Consider the following 18,550-nt stretch of genomic DNA (forward strand, 5'->3'; position numbering starts at 1 on the left):
TGTCGGCCCGGACCGCGGCCACCCTGCCAGACTGCTCCCTGCTCATCGCCCAACCCCCGAGGCTGTTCCCCAGTGCTCCACACCCCGGCTGCTGCGACAATGTGCGGCCACCGCCGCGCGGCCCCCGGAGCCCAGGCCGGGCCCGGAGCCGGCCGACGACGACTACACGAGGCAAGGATTCGTGAACTTCACGCGCTGGAGCGCCCGGCTCCCCGGAACTCAGCGCCGCGCCGCCGCGCGGGCCGAGCACACGGTCACCACCACGGACCGGCGGAGCGAGGGCTCCGTACCCGCGGCCCGCGCCGAACAACTCACCGACGAACCACCGCCCGTGCCCGCCGTCGACGAACTCCCGGTCCGTGAGGTCCTCGACCGCGTCCCGGCCCTCGTCGCCCTCGTCCACGGCCCCGACCACCGCCTCGCCTACGTCAACGACGCCTACACGGCCGCCTTCGGCGCACGCCCCTGCGGCGAACCCGCCGCCGAGGCCCTCCCCGAACTCCGCGACCTCGGCCTCATGCCCCTCCTCGACCAGGCCCTGCGCAGCGGCAAACCCCGCACCCTGAAGTCCCGCAAGGCCCCCGACGGCCGCCACTACACCTTCACCTGCACCCCCGTGGCCGAGGACCACGAGGACGGCACGGGCAGCGCCGACAGAGCCGACAGAGCCGTCCTCGTCTTCGCCACCGACGTCACCGACCACGCCGAGGCCGCCGAACGCCTGCGCGCGAGCGAACGCCGCCAGCGCGAGACCGCCGTCACCCTCCAGCGCTCCCTCCTCCCCCAGGAACTCGAACAACCGGACGACCTGCGCATCGCCGCCACCTACCAGCCCGGCGGCACCGAGGCCGCCGTCGGCGGCGACTGGTACGACGTCATCACCCTCGGCGGCGGCCGCACCGCCCTCGTCATCGGCGACGTCATGGGACGCGGCGTCCGCGCGGCGGCCGTCATGGGCCAGCTCCGCACCGCCGTCCGCGCCTACGCCCGCCTCGACCTCCCCCCGCACGAGGTCCTCAACCTCCTCGACGGCCTCGCCACCGAGATCGACGCCAACCAGATCGCCACCTGCGTGTACGCCGTCCACGACCCCAACGAGGGCCGCCTGGTGTACGCCTCGGCCGGCCACCTCCCCATCCTCGTCCGCGACGACACCGGACACGTCCAGCGCGCCGACGAACCCACCGGCCCGCCCCTCGGCACCGGCGGCTGGATGCACGCCTCCGGCTCCATCCCCCTCGGCCCCGGCTCCACCGCCGTCCTCTACACCGACGGCCTGGTCGAGCGCCGCGACGAGGACCTCGACGAGGGCATCGCGGCCCTGGAGCGCGCCCTGGCCGGCGCCACCGGCACCCCCCAGGTCGTCTGCGACCGCCTGGTCCGCTCGGCCGGTGTCACCGCCGACCACGACGACGACGTCGCCGTCCTGGTCCTCCAGCACCCCGCCCGCACCGGCGCCGACAGCGAACTCTTCCGCAACGCCGCCCTCGAACTCCTCGGCGGCGTCGAAGCAGCCCCACGCGCGCGTGCCTTCGCCTCCGGAGTCCTCACGAGCTGGCGCTTCCCCAGCGACCTCCACGACGCCGGCGTCCTCGCCACCAGCGAACTCGTCGCCAACTCCCTCCAGCACGGCACCCCGCCCATGCGGCTGCGCCTGCGCCGCACCGACCGTCGCCTGATCATCGAGGTCACCGACGGCGACGACCACCTCCCGCGCCGCCGCCGCGCCGAACCGGGCGACGAGTCGGGCCGCGGCATCGCGATCGTCGCCACCATCGCCTCCCACTGGGGCAGCCGGCGCACCCCGGGCGGCGGAAAGGCGGTGTGGTGCGAGTTCGTCCTGCCGACCACCTAGGCGAATCCGCCTCCCGGTGCTAATTGCTTCCGAATGGCAGACGCAACGGGCTTTCACCTCAAGGAAAGCGCCCCCGAGCGCTACGAACGCTACGTCGCGCCCCTCATGGCGCCCTTCGTCACCGCACTGGTGGACGCCGCGGACCTCTATCCCGGCGCCACCGTCCTCGACCTCGCCTGCGGCACCGGCTTCGCCGCCCGTGCCGCGGCCGCCCAGGCCGGCCCCACCGGCCGGGTCACCGGCGTGGACATCCACGAGGGCATGCTCAAGATCGCCGAAGCGTGCCACCCCCGTCTCTACCCGGACATCGAGTTCACCCGCGCCCCCGCGGACGACCTCCCCCACCCCGACGCGGCCTTCGACGCCGTTCTCTGTCAACAGGGCGCCCAGTTCTTCCCCGACCTCGACGCGGTCCTTCGGGAAACGGCCCGTGTCACCCGCCCCGGAGGCCGCTTCGCCGCCACCGTCTGGTCCCACCTCGCCGACTCCCCGTACTTCGTCGCCGTCCGCGAGGCCATCGAGCAGCACGACGGCCCGCAGTCGACGACGGCCTACGAGGCGGCCTTCCAGGGAGCCGACCGCCTGACCACCGCCGTCGACCGCGCCGGCTTCCACGACACGACCCGCCGCACCCTCACCTTCACCATCGCCCTCCCCCCACTGGAGACCTACGTCCCCGGCCACCTCTCCGCCACCGGCTGGGGCCAGACCGTCGCGGAGACCGGCGACGACTCGATCTTCACCCGGACCGCCCGCACCGTCATCGACCGACTCCCCCCGGACACGACGGCCTTCCCCTTCACGGCCACCCTGGTTTCCGCCGTCCGCTGACAGCACGAAGGCGGCCGCCGTCCCACCGGGACGACGACCGCCTTCATTCGTCTCACGCCTCCGCGGCCACCGGCTCCACAGCGGGGCCACCCTGGGCCACCACCCGGTTCCGCACCAGCCACGGCTGATCCTGTACGGCGGTCAGCTGCCGCCCCAGCCGCAGCGCGAGGAAGCTGATCCCCAGCGAGAACAGCAGGAACGTCACGATGTACGGCGCGTGCAGCGAGGCCCCCATCGGTCCGCCCACGGCCGGCCCCACGGCCAGCGCGAGCTGCTTCACCAGGGCGAACGCCGAGTTGTACTGCCCCGCCATCCCGCTCGGCGCGAGATCGGCCACCAGCGGGGCGACCGTCGGCGACAGCATCGCCTCACCCAGCCCGAACAGCGCGTACGTCGACACGAACGCCGCCGTCGCCATCTCCTGGCTCCCATGCCCCAGCCCGGCGTACCCGGCCACGACCCACGCCACCGCCCAGATCAGCCCCACGGCCGCGATCACCCGCGACCGCTTCTGCCGCTCGACGAACCTCAGCACGGCGAACTGTGCGACGACGATCATGGCGGTGTTGGCGGCCAGCGCCGTACCGAGCGCCGACGTCGAGATTCCGGCGGCCTCGATCCCGTACGCGCTCAGCCCCGACTCGAACTGCCCGTAACAGGCGAAGAACAGCACGAAGCCCAGCACGGAGAGCTGCACCATGGCCCGGTTGCCGAGCAGCTCCCGCCAGCTTCCCCGGGCGGCCTGCCGGGGCGCGCCCCCCAACCGCGGCGCGGACGGCACCCGCACCGTCGCCATCACTACGGCCAGCAGCAGGAACATCGCCGCCTCGATCGCGAACAGCAGCGTGAACGACGACACGCGCGTGGCGTCGACGAGATGCCCACCGATCAGCCCACCGATGCCCAGCCCGAGGTTCTGCAGGAAGAACTGCATGGCGAACGCACGGGAGCGCGTCTGTGTCGTCGAGCAGTCCACGATCATCGTCGCCAGCGCCGGCTGCATCACGGCCTGCCCGGCGCCGAGCGCGGCCGACGCGGTCAGTACGGCGGTGGCGGTGCCGGCCAGTCCCAGGCCCAGCGCACCGACGGCAGCGGTGACCAGGGCGGCCAGCAGGACCGGCAGTGGACCGCGCCGCACGATCGCCCGTCCGGCGACCGGCAGCACGATCAGCGCGGCCACGGCGAAGACGGCGAGCACCGACCCCGCCGTCATGGCCCCCAGTCCCCGCACCTGCGCCACATAGACGTACAGGTAGGGGACCGTGAAGCCGAGCCCGAACGCGCTGAGTGCGTTGCCCACGTGGATCCGGCGCATCGCTGCGCCCTTGGCCCTGGTCACGTTCACCTCTCTCACTAGTTAGGAGTGAAGACTTCAAACCTAAAGTTCGAAGCTAAACAGTACAGATCGAAGGACTTCAAGGCAAAGGATGTGCGTGCGATACTGCGCACATGGCCGAGACCCCCGGCGTCACCGAGCCGACGCTCGAAGAACAGATCGCCGCCTACCAGCGTGAGTTCCGGGGCCTCGACCCCCAGGTCGAGAAGATCGTCTCGGCGCTCTCCCGGCTCAACCGCCGGATGAACGTCGCCTACGGCCGCCAGACCGCCGAGCTCGGCATCAGCAACGCCGAGTGGGAGGTTCTCAAGGCCCTCGTACTCTCCGGCGTCCCCTATCGCCTGGGCCCGAGCGACCTGGCCAAGCGCCTCGGCCTCACGCCGGCCGCGATGACCCACCGGATCGACCGCATGGTCACCGAAGGACTGGTGACCCGGGAACGGGACGAGTCCAACCGCGTGCGCGTCATCGTGGAGCTGACGCCGGAGGGGAGGGAGAAGTGGCTGGAGGCGATGCGCCTGGCCACCGTCTTCGAGGAGGACCTGCTCCAGGACCTCTCACCCGAGGAGCGCTTGACTCTCGGAGACGTCCTGACCAGGCTCCTGCGCCGCGTGGAACACGCCCAGCCGGACGCCGGCGGACGGCTCAGCGACCTCGACTGAAAAGATCTTGACAGGGGACGCTTGACACGCCTCTGCAGGGTGCGTAGAGTTCTTCGGGTTGTCGGGGAGCCGGAACGGTTCTTCGATGACACTCCCGCCGCAGCAGCGGCACCTCAAACCACAGCACGATCTCCCAACGGGGTCGAATTCGGTGTGCCCGAATTCAATTCGATTGGGGTCGGCGGCTCGATTAGGAACTGCCGGGCGGATCCGCTAAGGTTTGAGACGTCGGAACGGCCGAAGGGCCGGGAAGACAACCCCCACTGACTGGGAATCAGACGCCGAAAGGATCTGATAGAGTCGGAACCGCCGGAAAGGAAACCGCGAAACAAAAGCGGGAACCTGGAAAGCACCGAGGAAATCGGATCGAGAAAAGATCTGATAGAGTCGGAAACGCAAGACCGAAGGGAAGCCCGGAGGAAAGCCCGAGAGACTCGGGTGAGTACAAAGGAAGCTTTCGTTCCTTGAGAACTCAACAGCGTGCCAAAAATCAACGCCAGATTAGTTGATACCCCGTCCCCGGCAGTGATAGCCGAGGATGAGGTTCCTTTGAAAAAACACAGCGAGGACGCTGTGAGCCGGGAGGACTATTCCTCCTCCTGGTTCCGCTCTCGTGGTGTTCATCCCGATTACGGGAAAACATTCACGGAGAGTTTGATCCTGGCTCAGGACGAACGCTGGCGGCGTGCTTAACACATGCAAGTCGAACGATGAAGCCCTTCGGGGTGGATTAGTGGCGAACGGGTGAGTAACACGTGGGCAATCTGCCCTTCACTCTGGGACAAGCCCTGGAAACGGGGTCTAATACCGGATATCACTCTCGCAGGCATCTGTGAGGGTCGAAAGCTCCGGCGGTGAAGGATGAGCCCGCGGCCTATCAGCTTGTTGGTGAGGTAACGGCTCACCAAGGCGACGACGGGTAGCCGGCCTGAGAGGGCGACCGGCCACACTGGGACTGAGACACGGCCCAGACTCCTACGGGAGGCAGCAGTGGGGAATATTGCACAATGGGCGAAAGCCTGATGCAGCGACGCCGCGTGAGGGATGACGGCCTTCGGGTTGTAAACCTCTTTCAGCAGGGAAGAAGCGAAAGTGACGGTACCTGCAGAAGAAGCGCCGGCTAACTACGTGCCAGCAGCCGCGGTAATACGTAGGGCGCAAGCGTTGTCCGGAATTATTGGGCGTAAAGAGCTCGTAGGCGGCTTGTCACGTCGGGTGTGAAAGCCCGGGGCTTAACCCCGGGTCTGCATTCGATACGGGCTAGCTAGAGTGTGGTAGGGGAGATCGGAATTCCTGGTGTAGCGGTGAAATGCGCAGATATCAGGAGGAACACCGGTGGCGAAGGCGGATCTCTGGGCCATTACTGACGCTGAGGAGCGAAAGCGTGGGGAGCGAACAGGATTAGATACCCTGGTAGTCCACGCCGTAAACGGTGGGAACTAGGTGTTGGCGACATTCCACGTCGTCGGTGCCGCAGCTAACGCATTAAGTTCCCCGCCTGGGGAGTACGGCCGCAAGGCTAAAACTCAAAGGAATTGACGGGGGCCCGCACAAGCAGCGGAGCATGTGGCTTAATTCGACGCAACGCGAAGAACCTTACCAAGGCTTGACATACACCGGAAACGGCCAGAGATGGTCGCCCCCTTGTGGTCGGTGTACAGGTGGTGCATGGCTGTCGTCAGCTCGTGTCGTGAGATGTTGGGTTAAGTCCCGCAACGAGCGCAACCCTTGTCCTGTGTTGCCAGCATGCCCTTCGGGGTGATGGGGACTCACAGGAGACCGCCGGGGTCAACTCGGAGGAAGGTGGGGACGACGTCAAGTCATCATGCCCCTTATGTCTTGGGCTGCACACGTGCTACAATGGCAGGTACAAAGAGCTGCGAAACCGTGAGGTGGAGCGAATCTCAAAAAGCCTGTCTCAGTTCGGATTGGGGTCTGCAACTCGACCCCATGAAGTCGGAGTTGCTAGTAATCGCAGATCAGCATTGCTGCGGTGAATACGTTCCCGGGCCTTGTACACACCGCCCGTCACGTCACGAAAGTCGGTAACACCCGAAGCCGGTGGCCCAACCCCTTGTGGGAGGGAGCTGTCGAAGGTGGGACTGGCGATTGGGACGAAGTCGTAACAAGGTAGCCGTACCGGAAGGTGCGGCTGGATCACCTCCTTTCTAAGGAGCACTTCTAGGCCGCCTAGGCGGTCCAGAGGCCAGTACATCAGCGAACGTCTGATGCTGGTTGCTCATGGGTGGAACGTTGATTATTCGGCCGGGTTCACGGGTCGGAGGCTGTCAGTACTGCTCTTAGGAGCGTGGAAAGCATGATCTCCGGACGGGATCGGGTCGGGCACGCTGTTGGGTGTCTGAGGGAATGAACCCTCGGATGCCGGCCCCAGTGAACTCCGGCCTTTGGGTTGGGGGTGATGGGTGGCTGGTCGTTGTTTGAGAACTGCACAGTGGACGCGAGCATCTGTGGCCAAGTTTTTAAGGGCGCACGGTGGATGCCTTGGCACCAGGAACCGATGAAGGACGTGGGAGGCCACGATAGTCCCCGGGGAGTCGTCAACCAGACTTTGATCCGGGGGTTTCCGAATGGGGAAACCCGGCAGTCGTCATGGGCTGTCACCCGCTGCTGAACACATAGGCAGTGTGGAGGGAACGAGGGGAAGTGAAACATCTCAGTACCCTCAGGAAGAGAAAACAACCGTGATTCCGGGAGTAGTGGCGAGCGAAACCGGATGAGGCCAAACCGTATGCGTGTGAGACCCGGCAGGGGTTGCGCATACGGGGTTGTGGGATTTCTCTTGATCAGTCTGCCGGCTGGTCGGCGAGTCAGAAACCGTATGGATAGGCGAAGGACATGCGAAAGGTCCGGCGTAGAGGGTAAGACCCCCGTAGCTGAAATCTGTACGGCTCGCTTGAGAAACACCCAAGTAGCACGGGGCCCGAGAAATCCCGTGTGAATCTGGCGGGACCACCCGCTAAGCCTAAATATTCCCTGGTGACCGATAGCGGATAGTACCGTGAGGGAATGGTGAAAAGTACCCCGGGAGGGGAGTGAAATAGTACCTGAAACCGTGTGCCTACAAGCCGTGGGAGCGTCGGAACGAGGCTTGCCTTGTTCTCGTGACTGCGTGCCTTTTGAAGAATGAGCCTGCGAGTTTGCGGTGTGTTGCGAGGTTAACCCGGGTGGGGTAGCCGTAGCGAAAGCGAGTCCGAATAGGGCGTTTCAGTAGCACGCTCAAGACCCGAAGCGGAGTGATCTAGCCATGGGCAGGTTGAAGCGGAGGTAAGACTTCGTGGAGGACCGAACCCACCAGGGTTGAAAACCTGGGGGATGACCTGTGGTTAGGGGTGAAAGGCCAATCAAACTCCGTGATAGCTGGTTCTCCCCGAAATGCATTTAGGTGCAGCGTCGTGTGTTTCTTGCCGGAGGTAGAGCACTGGATAGGCGATGGGCCCTACCGGGTTACTGACCTTAGCCAAACTCCGAATGCCGGTAAGTGAGAGCACGGCAGTGAGACTGTGGGGGATAAGCTCCATGGTCGAGAGGGAAACAGCCCAGAGCATCGACTAAGGCCCCTAAGCGTACGCTAAGTGGGAAAGGATGTGGAGTCGCAGAGACAACCAGGAGGTTGGCTTAGAAGCAGCCACCCTTGAAAGAGTGCGTAATAGCTCACTGGTCTAGTGATTCCGCGCCGACAATGTAGCGGGGCTCAAGCGTACCGCCGAAGTCGTGTCATTGCAGCTTATAGCCCCAACGGGTGCTGTGATGGGTAGGGGAGCGTCGTCTGCCGGGTGAAGCAGCACCGGAAGGTAGTTGTGGACGGTTGACGAGTGAGAATGCAGGCATGAGTAGCGATTCACACGTGAGAAACGTGTGCGCCGATTGACTAAGGGTTCCTGGGTCAAGCTGATCTGCCCAGGGTAAGTCGGGACCTAAGGCGAGGCCGACAGGCGTAGTCGATGGATAACCGGTTGATATTCCGGTACCCGCTGTGAAGCGTCAAACATCGAACCAGGCGATGCTAAGTCCGTGAAGCCGCCCCGGAGCCTTCGGGCAAAGGGGAGTGGTGGAGCCGACGGACCAGACTTGTAGTAGGTGAGTGATGGGGTGACGCAGGAAGGTAGTCCAGCCCGGGCGGTGGTTGTCCCGGGGTAAGGGTGTAGGCCGTGCGGTAGGTAAATCCGTCGCACATGAGGCTGAGACCTGATGCCGAGCCGATTGTGGTGAAGTGGATGATCCTATGCTGTCGAGAAAAGCCTCTAGCGAGTTTCATGGCGGCCCGTACCCTAAACCGACTCAGGTGGTCAGGTAGAGAATACCGAGGCGTTCGGGTGAACTATGGTTAAGGAACTCGGCAAAATGCCCCCGTAACTTCGGGAGAAGGGGGGCCACGCCTGGTGAGGGGACTTGCTTCCCGAGCTGGGGGTGGCCGCAGAGACCAGCGAGAAGCGACTGTTTACTAAAAACACAGGTCCGTGCGAAGCCGTAAGGCGATGTATACGGACTGACGCCTGCCCGGTGCTGGAACGTTAAGGGGACCGGTTAGTCGAGATTCGTCTCGGCGAAGCTGAGAACTTAAGCGCCAGTAAACGGCGGTGGTAACTATAACCATCCTAAGGTAGCGAAATTCCTTGTCGGGTAAGTTCCGACCTGCACGAATGGCGTAACGACTTCTCGACTGTCTCAACCATAGGCCCGGTGAAATTGCACTACGAGTAAAGATGCTCGTTTCGCGCAGCAGGACGGAAAGACCCCGGGACCTTTACTACAGTTTGATATTGGTGTTCGGTTCGGCTTGTGTAGGATAGGTGGGAGACTGTGAAGCTTGGACGCCAGTTCAGGTGGAGTCGTCGTTGAAATACCACTCTGGTCGTGCTGGATGTCTAACCTGGGTCCGTGATCCGGATCAGGGACAGTGTCTGATGGGTAGTTTAACTGGGGCGGTTGCCTCCTAAAGGGTAACGGAGGCGCCCAAAGGTTCCCTCAGCCTGGTTGGCAATCAGGTGTTGAGTGTAAGTGCACAAGGGAGCTTGACTGTGAGACTGACGGGTCGAGCAGGGACGAAAGTCGGGACTAGTGATCCGGCGGTGGCTTGTGGAAGCGCCGTCGCTCAACGGATAAAAGGTACCCCGGGGATAACAGGCTGATCTTCCCCAAGAGTCCATATCGACGGGATGGTTTGGCACCTCGATGTCGGCTCGTCGCATCCTGGGGCTGGAGTCGGTCCCAAGGGTTGGGCTGTTCGCCCATTAAAGCGGTACGCGAGCTGGGTTTAGAACGTCGTGAGACAGTTCGGTCCCTATCCGCTGTGCGCGTAGGAGTCTTGAGAAGGGCTGTCCCTAGTACGAGAGGACCGGGACGGACGAACCTCTGGTGTGCCAGTTGTTCTGCCAAGGGCATGGCTGGTTGGCTACGTTCGGGAGGGATAACCGCTGAAAGCATCTAAGCGGGAAGCCTGCTTCGAGATGAGGACTCCCACCCACTTGATGGGGTAAGGCTCCCAGTAGACGACTGGGTTGATAGGCCGGATCTGGAAGCACAGTAATGTGTGGAGGTGACCGGTACTAATAGGCCGAGGGCTTGTCCTCAGTTGCTCGCGTCCACTGTGTTGGTTCTGAAACCACGAACGGCCCCGTATGGCCACATACGGGGCGGCTGACAGTTTCATAGTGTTTCGGTGGTCATAGCGTGAGGGAAACGCCCGGTTACATTCCGAACCCGGAAGCTAAGCCTTACAGCGCCGATGGTACTGCAGGGGGGACCCTGTGGGAGAGTAGGACACCGCCGAACAATCATTCTGGGAGACCCCCGCACCGTATGGTGCGGGGGTTTTCTGCGTTTAGGGTGGCTCGTATGAATGACTTTGTGGTGCGGGGTATACGAGCCGAAGAGTGGCGCCAGGCAAAGGCGTTGCGGTTGGAGGCGCTCAAGGATTCCGCCGCGAGCATCGCTTTTCTCGAGACGTATGAGGATGCCGCGGCGCGGCCTGACTCCTTCTGGCAGGAGCGGGCCCTCGGGGCAGGGGAAGCGGCCGGCGGGGCGCGGCAGTTCGTCGCCGAGGCGGACGGACGGGAGTGGGTCGGGTCCGTCACTGTGCTCGTGGAGGAGGCCGGGAGTCTCGACTGGGCCGGGATGCCCGTCGAGCGGCGGCAAGGGCATGTGGTGGCCGTGTATGTGCGGCCCGAGTGGCGTGGGGGCGCCGTGACGCGGCAGCTGTTCGAAGCCGGGGTGGAGTGGGCCTGGGAGGCTGGGCTGGAGCGCGTGCGGCTGCTGGTCCACCAGGACAATCTGCGGGCGCAGGGGGCCTATCGGAAGGTGGGGTTCGTGCCGAGCGGGGTGAAGGTACCCGTAGGGGAGGGGTTCGGGGACTTCTCCGGGGAGGTCGAGCTCGAGTTCGTGCGTGAGCGTGGGTAGATCTTTGTCAGACCGGTAGTTCGTGGTGGGGCCAGCGGGCCCTGGCCTGTTCGCGGGAGCGGAGCAGGGCCAGGGTCGGCAGGCCGCGGTCCGCACCGGTCGACAGAAGATCCGGGAGTTGGGGGAGAGGAGCCACAGCGGCGATGTCGTCCAGGATCAGGGTCAGTGGTGGGTCGAGGCGACCGGAGGATGACCGTACGGCCATGCGCCGGCCGCGCTCGACCACGCTTGAGACGAGGGCCGTGAGGAGAGGCATGGCGCCTGGGTTTGTCCTGGGGTCCTCGAGGGATTCGCCGACCACATAAAGTGTTCCCCCTTCATTCACGAAGGAATCCAAGGCGAGGGCATCAGTTCGGTTGGGAGTGCATGCCTCGCGGATGTTGATCGTGGAGAGCGCGGAGAGGGCTCGGGAGGTGAGTTCCTGGGCGATGTCGCGGCGTTCGGGGTGGGCGGTGAGGGCGGCTTCCAGTTCGCCCGCGGAGCCCGGGGCGGCCTTCGGGTTCGTGCGGAGGGTGCGGACCGCTTCCTGGATGCCGGTGCCCTGGGACCAGCGGTGGACGTGGCGGATGGTGCGGCCGTCGATGGCGGCGGCGTGGAGGTAGCTGCGGAGGAGGGTTTCGGCGGTGTCGGCGAGGGCCTGGTCGAGGCGGGCTGTGGGGCGTACGGGGGAGAGGAGGGCGGTTGCCCGGTGGGCTGCCGTTCCCTTGTCCTCGCAGCCTGTGGTGGGGGACCAGTGGAGGCGGGCGGGGGTGTCGCAGAGGTGGGTGGGGTCGTAGAGGTGGACCGGGCCCAGTTTGGCTCTGGCGTCCTTGGTGTCCTGCCAGAGGGTGGGGTTGGAGGTGAGGACGAGGGCTGCGCCCTCGGCGTCTCGGAGGGCTTGGGTGGCGGTGGCTTTTCGGGTGTCCGGTGGGGCGTAGAGGACCGCGCCTTCGGCGCGGGTGCTTTCCCACCCACCCACCCGTTCGCCCGGCAACAGAGAAGCGGACGTCCAGGGCGTCTGTGGGCCCGGAGAGGAGGGAAGCGGCTCGGGGCGGGGCAGGTCCGGGCGAGGCACGTCCGTGCGGGGCGGCTCCCCGTAAGGCTGCTCCGTGCTGGGCAGGCCTGTGTGGCGTGGCTCCCCGTAAGGCTGCTCCGTGCCGGGCAGGCCTGTGTGGCGTGGCTCCCCGCGAGGCGGCTCCGTGCCGGGCAAGCCTGTGTGGCGTGGCTCCCCGCGAGGCGGCTCCGTGCCGGGCGAGTGCGTGTGGGGCGAGTCCGTGTGGGACGAGTGCGTGCCGGGCGGCTCTGTCTGGGGGAGATGGGGGTGAGGCGGTGCCGGGTGGGGTGGTGCCGTCGGGGGGAGTGTTCCCGTGCCGGGGATCGGGGCCTCGTGCGGCTGGGGGTTGGGCTTGGGGGTTGCTCTTCGGCGGGCTCGTACCGTGCGCCAGCGGGCCACCGTTCCTATGGCGAACACCGTGAGGACGAAGAGGATCATCAGCTGGCCGATGAAGAGACCCCAGAAGAGGCCGTAGCCGGAGAGGGAGGTCGCGGGGGCGGCGGGCCAGGCGCCGGCGATGTCGTGGGGCTGGGCGACGAGGTGGCGCATCGCCAGGGGGGTGCGGGTGAAGGTGACGCCGGCGGGCCAGGAGCCGTGGGTGAAGAGGGCGGCCAGGCCGGTGGCCGTCCACACCAGCAGGGTCATGCCCAGGAGGAAGGCGAGCAGGCCCACCAGGAGGCCGTCGGGGATGCCGCCCGCCTGGCCGCCTTCGCGGCCGGGGGCGCGCTCTTCGCCGGGTCTCATGGCAACCCCCTGCCGCTAGGCCACCGTCGACTCGGACGAGTCGTCCAAGTCGGCCAGATGCTGTTCCATGAAGGCCGCCGCTCGCCGTTCCTGTTCGAGTTCGGCGGCGTGCAGGGCGTCCTCGGGGGCCAGGTGGTCTGCCGAGGACTCCGTCATCGCGCGGTCGGTGAAGACCAGGGGGCGTTCGGTCTCGGTGACCAGGTGTTTGACGACCTGCACGTTGCCGTTGACGTCCCAGACGGCGATACCGGGGGTCAGGGTGGGGATGATCTCCACCGCCCAGCGGGGGAGGCCCAGGACGCGGCCGGTCGCCCTCGCCTCGTCGGCCTTCTGGGCGTAGATCGTCCGGGTGGAGGCCATTTTCAGGATCGCCGCCGCTTCCTTCGCGGCGGCTCCGTCGACCACGTCGGACAGGTGGTGGACCACCGCCACGAAGGACAGACCGAGGCGGCGGCCGAACTTCAGCAGGCGCTGGAACAGCTGGGCCACGAAGGGGCTGTTGATGATGTGCCAGGCCTCCTCGACCAGGAAGATGCGCTTCTTCCGGTCGGGGCGGATCCAGGTGTGCTCCAGCCAGACGCCGACGATCGCCATGAGGATCGGCATGGCGATGGAGTTGCGGTCGATGTGGGAGAGGTCGAAGACGATCAGGGGGGCGTCGAGGTCGATGCCGACCGTCGTGGGGCCGTCGAACATGCCGCGCAGGTCGCCGTCGACCAGGCGGTCCAGGACGAGGGCGACGTCCAGGCCCCAGGCGCGGACGTCGTCTATGGCGACGTTCATCGCCTCCGCCGATTCCGGTTCGGGGTGGCGGAGCTGTTCGACGATGTCGGAGAGGACCGGCTGGCGTTCGATGATCGTCTCGTTGACGTAGGCGTGGGCGACCTTGAGGGCGAAGCCGGAGCGTTCGTCCAGGCCGTGGCCCATCGCCACCTCGATGATCGTGCGCAGCAGGGCGAGCTGGCCCGTCGTCGTGATGGACGGGTCCAGGGGGTTCAGGCGGATGCCGTGGTCCAGGGCGGCCATCGGGTCCAGGCGGATGGGGGTTATGCCGAGGGCCTGCGCGATGAGGTTCCATTCGCCGACGCCGTCCTCGCCCTGGGCGTCGAGGACGACGACCTGACGGTCGCGGAAGCGGAGCTGGCGCAGGACGTAGGTCTTCTCCAGCGCCGACTTGCCGTTGCCGGACTCGCCGAGGACCAGCCAGTGCGGGGCGGGGAGCTGCTGGCCGTAGAGCTGGAAGGGGTCGTAGATGTAGCCCTTCCCGGAGTAGACCTCGCGGCCGATGATGACGCCGGAGTCGCCGAGGCCGGGGGCGGCGGTCGGGAGGTAGACCGCCTGGGCCTGGCCGGTGGAGGTGCGGACGGGCAGGCGGGTGGTCTCGACCTTGCCGAAGAGGAAGGACGTGAAGGCGTCGGTGAGGACGGACAGCGGGTCCCGCATGTGATGCCCCTACCTTCGGATGCCGGTGGCGAACGGGAGTGTGTTCACGAACGCGCGGTGGTGCTCGCGGTCGCACCACTCCAGCTTCAGGTACGACTTGCCCGCGGACGCCCTTATCGTGCGCTTGTCGCGGGCGAGGGCCTCGGGGGTCCGGGAGGAGACGGTGATGTAGCCGACCAGGTTGACGCCGGCGGCGCCGGACGCCAGGTCCTCGCCCCGCTGGTCGAGGCGGGAGTGGGCGGCGACGTCGCGGGGGTCGACGGTGCGGTTCATCTTGGCGGCGCGGCTCGCCTCCGCCTCGTCGTTGGTCTTCTCGGTGAGCATGCGTTCGATGGCGACCTCGGTGGGTTCGAGGTCCATCGTGACGGCGACGGTGCGGATGACGTCCGGGGTGTGGACGAGGAGGGGGGCCAGGAAGTTGACGCCCACGGGGGTCATCGGCCACTCCTTCACCCAGGCGGTGGCGTGGCACCAGGGGGCGCGGGTGGTCGACTCGCGGGTCTTGGCCTGGAGGAACGTGGGCTCCATGGCGTCGAGCTCGGCCGGCCAGGCGTTGCGGCGGGTCATCGCCTGGATGTGGTCGATGGGGTGGTCCGGGTCGTACATGGAGTGGATCAGGGAGGACAGCCGGCCCTGGCCGAGGGGCTGGCGGACGCGGATGTCCGCTTCCTGGAGGCGGGAGCAGATGTCGGTGAGCTCGCGGGCCATGACGACGGCGAGGCCGGCGTCGCGGTCCAGCTTGCGGCCGGAGGTGGGGCGGGCGGCGCGGGCCATGGCGTGGGCCTCGGCGGCCAGCTCACGGGTGTAGTGCATACAGGCGACGAGGTAGGCGCGGTGCTGCTCGCTGCTGGTGGACACCATGGACTGGAGCTGGTCGTAGGACTGGGCGAGCCAGCCGGGGGCCTTCTCGTCGCCGCGCTGGGCGACGTCCTTGGCGTGGGCGTCGGGGTCGGCGGGGAGGGTGCGGGCAAGCATCTGCAGGCGGGTGACGAAGCCGTCTCCGTTGGCGACGTGCTTGAGGAGGGTGCCGAAGCGGTCGACGAGGGCCTCCTGGTCCTCGCTGTCGCGCAGGCCGACGCCGGGGCCCTCGATCTCGATGGCGGCGGTGACGGTACGGCGGTCCGCGTGGAGCAGTACGGCGATCTCGTCGGGGCCGAAGGGGGCGGCCAGCCAGCTGATGCGGCCGATGCCCGGGGGCGGGCCGACCTCGACCTCCTGGCCGTCGATGCGGGTGCCGGCCTCCATGGCGCCGGAGCGGTACGTGGTGCCCTGGCGGAGGGTGCGCTTGTAGCTGCGGTTGATCTCGAACCACTTGTAGAACGTGCGGTGCTTGTACGGCACGTAGACCGCGGCGAGGGCGATCATCGGGAAGCCGGCGAGCAGCACGATGCGCAGGGGGAGGAGGGGGACGAGGAGTCCGCACATCATGCCGAGGAAGGCGCCGACGACGATGAGCGCGATCTCGCCGGTCTCACGGTTGCGGCCGACGATGGCGTTCGGTCGGGCGCGGCCGATGAGATATGTGCGGCGGGGCGTGACCAGGTGGGACAGGTGGGACTCGGTCGTCAACGCCCTTCACCTCCTGTGCGGTTGTTGCGGGTGTTGCCGGCGTGCGGGGTGTTCACCGCGCTGCTCGGGCGGGGTGCGGGTGCGGCGGAGGGGACAGATCCGCCGCCTCCGTTCGAGGGGCGCGAGCTGTGCGCGGCGACGCCGCCGGAGGCGGGGTTGGAGGGGCGGGGGCCGGAGGAGGACTGGCCTGCTCCGCCGCCGTTGTTGTCGGCGCGGGTGCTGTGGGTCTTGATGCCCTGGGCGACGAGGGTCGCGGGGGAGCTGATGACGGCGGCGGCCTTGCCTTCGGCGCCCTGCATGATGCGGTTGCTGCGGGAGTTCGCGATCTCGTCGCCGAAGCCGGGGACGAAGCGGTAGATCATCGCGCTGGCGAAGATGGCGAGCAGGATGATGGCGAGGCCGGAGACGACGGCGGAGAAGGCGTCGGGGCCGTCGTCGGAGGAGAGGGCGCCGGCGAGGCCGAGGACGATCACGATGACCGGTTTGACCAGGATGACGGCGATCATGATGCCGGCCCAGCGGCGGACGTGGCTCCACAGGTTCTTGTCGACGAGGCCGGCGTAGACGACGGTGCCGAGGAGGGCGCCGACGTAGAGCAGGGCGGCTCGGATGACGAGCTCCAGCCAGAGGACGCCGGCGGCGAGGATGGAGACGAGGGAGACCACGATCAGCATGATCGGGCCGCCGCCGATGTTCTCGCCCTTGGCGAGGGCGGCGGAGAAGGTGCCGAAGAAGGTGTCGGTCTGGTCGCCGGTGGTTTTGGCGAGGACTTCGGTGATGCCGTCGGTGGCGGAGACGACGGTGTAGAGGATCAGGGGGGTGAAGGCGGAGGCGAGGACGGTGAGCCAGAGGAAGCCCACGGCTTCGCCGATGGCGGTGGTGAGGGGGACGCCGCGGACGGCTCGCTTGGCCACGGCCAGGAGCCACAGGACGAGGGTGAGGACGGTGGAGGCGGCGAAGACGACGGCGTACTGCTGGAGGAACTTGGTGTTCGTGAAGTCGACGTTGGCGGTCTCCTTCACGGCTTCGCTGAGCTTGTCGACGGTCCAGGAGGCGGCGTCGGCACAGCCCTTGGCGAGGGAGGAGAGGGGGTCGAGGGTGTCGGAGACGCCGGGGTTGGTGGCGGTGCTGCCGGAGGTGTTGTTGCCGCGTTCGCAGTATTTCTTGGCTTCGCCCGAGATGAGGCTGCAGTCGAGGGAGCCGCTGGGCGAGGGGGACGCCGATCCCGACGGGGACGGTGAGGGGCTCGGCGACGGGGCGGCGACGGCGCGGGTGGCCAGCAGGACGGCGCTCGTCTGGACTGCCGTCACGACTCCGGCGAGCCTGAGCAGGCGGTGCGGGTTACCGGGCATACGTGAACCCTCCGTACTCCTCGATGGCCTTGCTGATCTCGTCGGAGGTGGCGGCGGTGTCGTCGCCGGGGACCGGGGCGGGGCCGTTCTTCTGGCTGTCGGTGCTGATCTTCCAGTCGTCGTCGGCCCAGCTCAGGTCGAAGGTCCAGGTCTTCCACGACGAGGTGACGGGGTCGGTCGAGTCCGTGCCGGACATGCCGATGAGGCCGAGGTACCAGACGGCGACCCGGGCGGTGGTGTCCGAGTGGTTCTGGACCGTCGTTCCGACGGGGACCACGCGGGAGACGAAGGTGTTGCCCTTGGGGGCGTTGCCGTCCGCGTCGAGGCCCATCTTGGCGAGGAAGTCCGCCGAGTAGGCCTGGTCCATGGCGCTCTGCAGCTTGGCCGCGGAGTCCTTGGTGTAGAGGGTGTCGACGAGGGTGTGTCTGGTGTCCTTCTGGAACATGCCGGTCGAGCCGAGCGCCACCGCGTAGTTGGCCGCGGCCGACTGGGCGCCCTGCTCGGTGTGTGCGAAGCCCGAGGGGATCCCGGCCGTCTTGCTCTCCACCGGCTTCGTCCCGCTAGCCGCGGTGGACGTCGTCTTCGGTTTGTTGCCGTTGGCGGTGGTGTCGGAGGAGGGGGTGTCGTCGTGGCCGCGGTTCGCGAAGGCGATGGCCGCGATCAGGAGGACGACGACGCCGACCACCGTGACCAGGCTGCGGGAGGAGGAGCGGGCGGGGCGGCGGGCGCCGCCGTAGGGGTCGGCCTCGGGCAGGCGGACGCGGGTGCCCGCGGGCTCGCCGTAGTCGTGGTCGTCGCCGGGAGTCATGCCGCGTTCGCCCCCTCGTTGCCGTACTGAAATGCGTAGAAGTACGACGGTAGCCGTGCTGGTTCCCGCGCGGGCGCGGTGTGGTGACTCGACATCAGGGAAACGCAACCTCAGCCGGTGGGCACGACGGGTGGGTGGGGAGGAGGGGCACCGCCGGGACGGGCGGCTATACGGCCATGCCGTACACGATCGTGAACAGTGTGCCGAGGGAGCCGATGATGAAGACGCCCGTGAGTCCGGCGATGATGAGGCCCTTGCCCTGTTCCGCACTGAAGGTGTCCCTCAGGGCCGTGGCGCCGATGCGCTGTTTGGCCGCACCCCAGACGGCGATGCCGAGGCAGAGGAGGATGGCGACCGCCATCACGACCTCGATCATCACCTTCGCCTCGTTGCCCAGGCTGCCGAAGGGCCCCCAGTCCGGAGCGATTCCGCCGATGATGGTGTTGATGTCGCCCTTGTCGGCCGCGAACAGCATGTAAGTCACCGCCCCTGGTGGGTAG

Annotated in this window: 11 protein-coding genes and 3 rRNA genes; 7 read left to right on the plus strand and 7 right to left on the minus strand. The window is 66.8% G+C overall.

Annotation, left to right across the window (positions count from 1 at the left end; translation table 11 throughout):
• Nucleotides 1-181 precede the first annotated feature (181 nt).
• Nucleotides 182-1,855, plus strand: a complete 1,674-nt coding sequence (locus tag OG852_RS25370; RefSeq protein WP_133916825.1) for an ATP-binding SpoIIE family protein phosphatase — start codon at nucleotides 182-184, stop codon at nucleotides 1,853-1,855.
• A gap of 33 nt (nucleotides 1,856-1,888) precedes the next feature.
• Nucleotides 1,889-2,686, plus strand: a complete 798-nt coding sequence (locus tag OG852_RS25375) for a class I SAM-dependent methyltransferase (RefSeq protein ID WP_133916824.1) — start codon at nucleotides 1,889-1,891, stop codon at nucleotides 2,684-2,686.
• A 52-nt stretch (nucleotides 2,687-2,738) separates the two neighbouring features.
• Here the strand turns inward: OG852_RS25375 and OG852_RS25380 are convergent, their stop codons facing one another.
• The gene (locus OG852_RS25380; protein ID WP_330349031.1) at nucleotides 2,739-4,025 is read right to left on the minus strand and encodes an MFS transporter; all 1,287 of its coding nucleotides are present in this window, start codon (nucleotides 4,023-4,025) and stop codon (nucleotides 2,739-2,741) included.
• Nucleotides 4,026-4,135: 110 nt separating this feature from the next.
• Here OG852_RS25380 and OG852_RS25385 point away from each other — a divergent pair, with 110 nt between their 5' ends.
• From OG852_RS25385 to OG852_RS25405, 5 genes are all read left to right on the plus strand, one after another.
• Nucleotides 4,136-4,684, plus strand: a complete 549-nt coding sequence (locus OG852_RS25385) for a MarR family winged helix-turn-helix transcriptional regulator (RefSeq protein ID WP_330349032.1) — start codon at nucleotides 4,136-4,138, stop codon at nucleotides 4,682-4,684.
• Nucleotides 4,685-5,326: 642 nt separating this feature from the next.
• Nucleotides 5,327-6,852: ribosomal RNA gene (locus OG852_RS25390) — 16S ribosomal RNA — on the plus strand.
• 302 nt (nucleotides 6,853-7,154) lie between these two features.
• Nucleotides 7,155-10,275: ribosomal RNA gene (locus OG852_RS25395) — 23S ribosomal RNA — on the plus strand.
• Nucleotides 10,276-10,360: 85 nt separating this feature from the next.
• A 5S ribosomal RNA gene (gene rrf / locus OG852_RS25400) occupies nucleotides 10,361-10,477 on the plus strand.
• The 16S, 23S and 5S rRNA genes sit together here, the layout of an rRNA operon.
• Nucleotides 10,478-10,540: 63 nt before the next feature.
• Nucleotides 10,541-11,101 carry a GNAT family N-acetyltransferase gene (locus OG852_RS25405; RefSeq protein WP_133911856.1) on the plus strand — a complete coding sequence of 187 codons (561 nt, stop codon included), beginning with the start codon at nucleotides 10,541-10,543 and terminating at the stop codon, nucleotides 11,099-11,101.
• A 7-nt stretch (nucleotides 11,102-11,108) separates the two neighbouring features.
• Here OG852_RS25405 and OG852_RS25410 read toward each other — a convergent pair whose 3' ends face one another.
• The 6 genes from OG852_RS25410 to OG852_RS25435 form a co-directional block, all read right to left on the minus strand.
• A complete protein-coding gene (locus OG852_RS25410) occupies nucleotides 11,109-12,878 on the minus strand; it encodes a type IV secretory system conjugative DNA transfer family protein (RefSeq protein ID WP_330349033.1) in 1,770 nt (589 codons plus the stop codon).
• Between the two features lie 15 nt (nucleotides 12,879-12,893).
• Nucleotides 12,894-14,321 (minus strand): ATP-binding protein, encoded by a 1,428-nt coding sequence (locus OG852_RS25415; protein WP_133911858.1) that lies wholly within the window; start codon nucleotides 14,319-14,321, stop codon nucleotides 12,894-12,896.
• A gap of 9 nt (nucleotides 14,322-14,330) precedes the next feature.
• A complete protein-coding gene (locus OG852_RS25420) occupies nucleotides 14,331-15,890 on the minus strand; it encodes an SCO6880 family protein (RefSeq protein WP_133911859.1) in 1,560 nt (519 codons plus the stop codon).
• Nucleotides 15,887-17,242 (minus strand): hypothetical protein, encoded by a 1,356-nt coding sequence (locus OG852_RS25425; RefSeq protein ID WP_330349034.1) that lies wholly within the window; start codon nucleotides 17,240-17,242, stop codon nucleotides 15,887-15,889. The genes OG852_RS25420 and OG852_RS25425 overlap by 4 nt, the downstream gene beginning before the upstream one ends.
• On the minus strand, nucleotides 17,232-18,050 hold the full coding sequence (locus OG852_RS25430) for a hypothetical protein (protein WP_330349035.1): 819 nt from the start codon (nucleotides 18,048-18,050) through the stop codon (nucleotides 17,232-17,234). The genes OG852_RS25425 and OG852_RS25430 overlap by 11 nt, the downstream gene beginning before the upstream one ends.
• Nucleotides 18,051-18,216: 166 nt before the next feature.
• A complete protein-coding gene (locus OG852_RS25435; RefSeq protein WP_014673544.1) occupies nucleotides 18,217-18,525 on the minus strand; it encodes a hypothetical protein in 309 nt (102 codons plus the stop codon).
• Between the last annotated feature and the right edge of the window lie 25 nt (nucleotides 18,526-18,550).

This window comes from Streptomyces sp. NBC_00582, from assembly GCF_036345155.1.
Classification (GTDB): Bacteria; Actinomycetota; Actinomycetes; order Streptomycetales; family Streptomycetaceae; genus Streptomyces.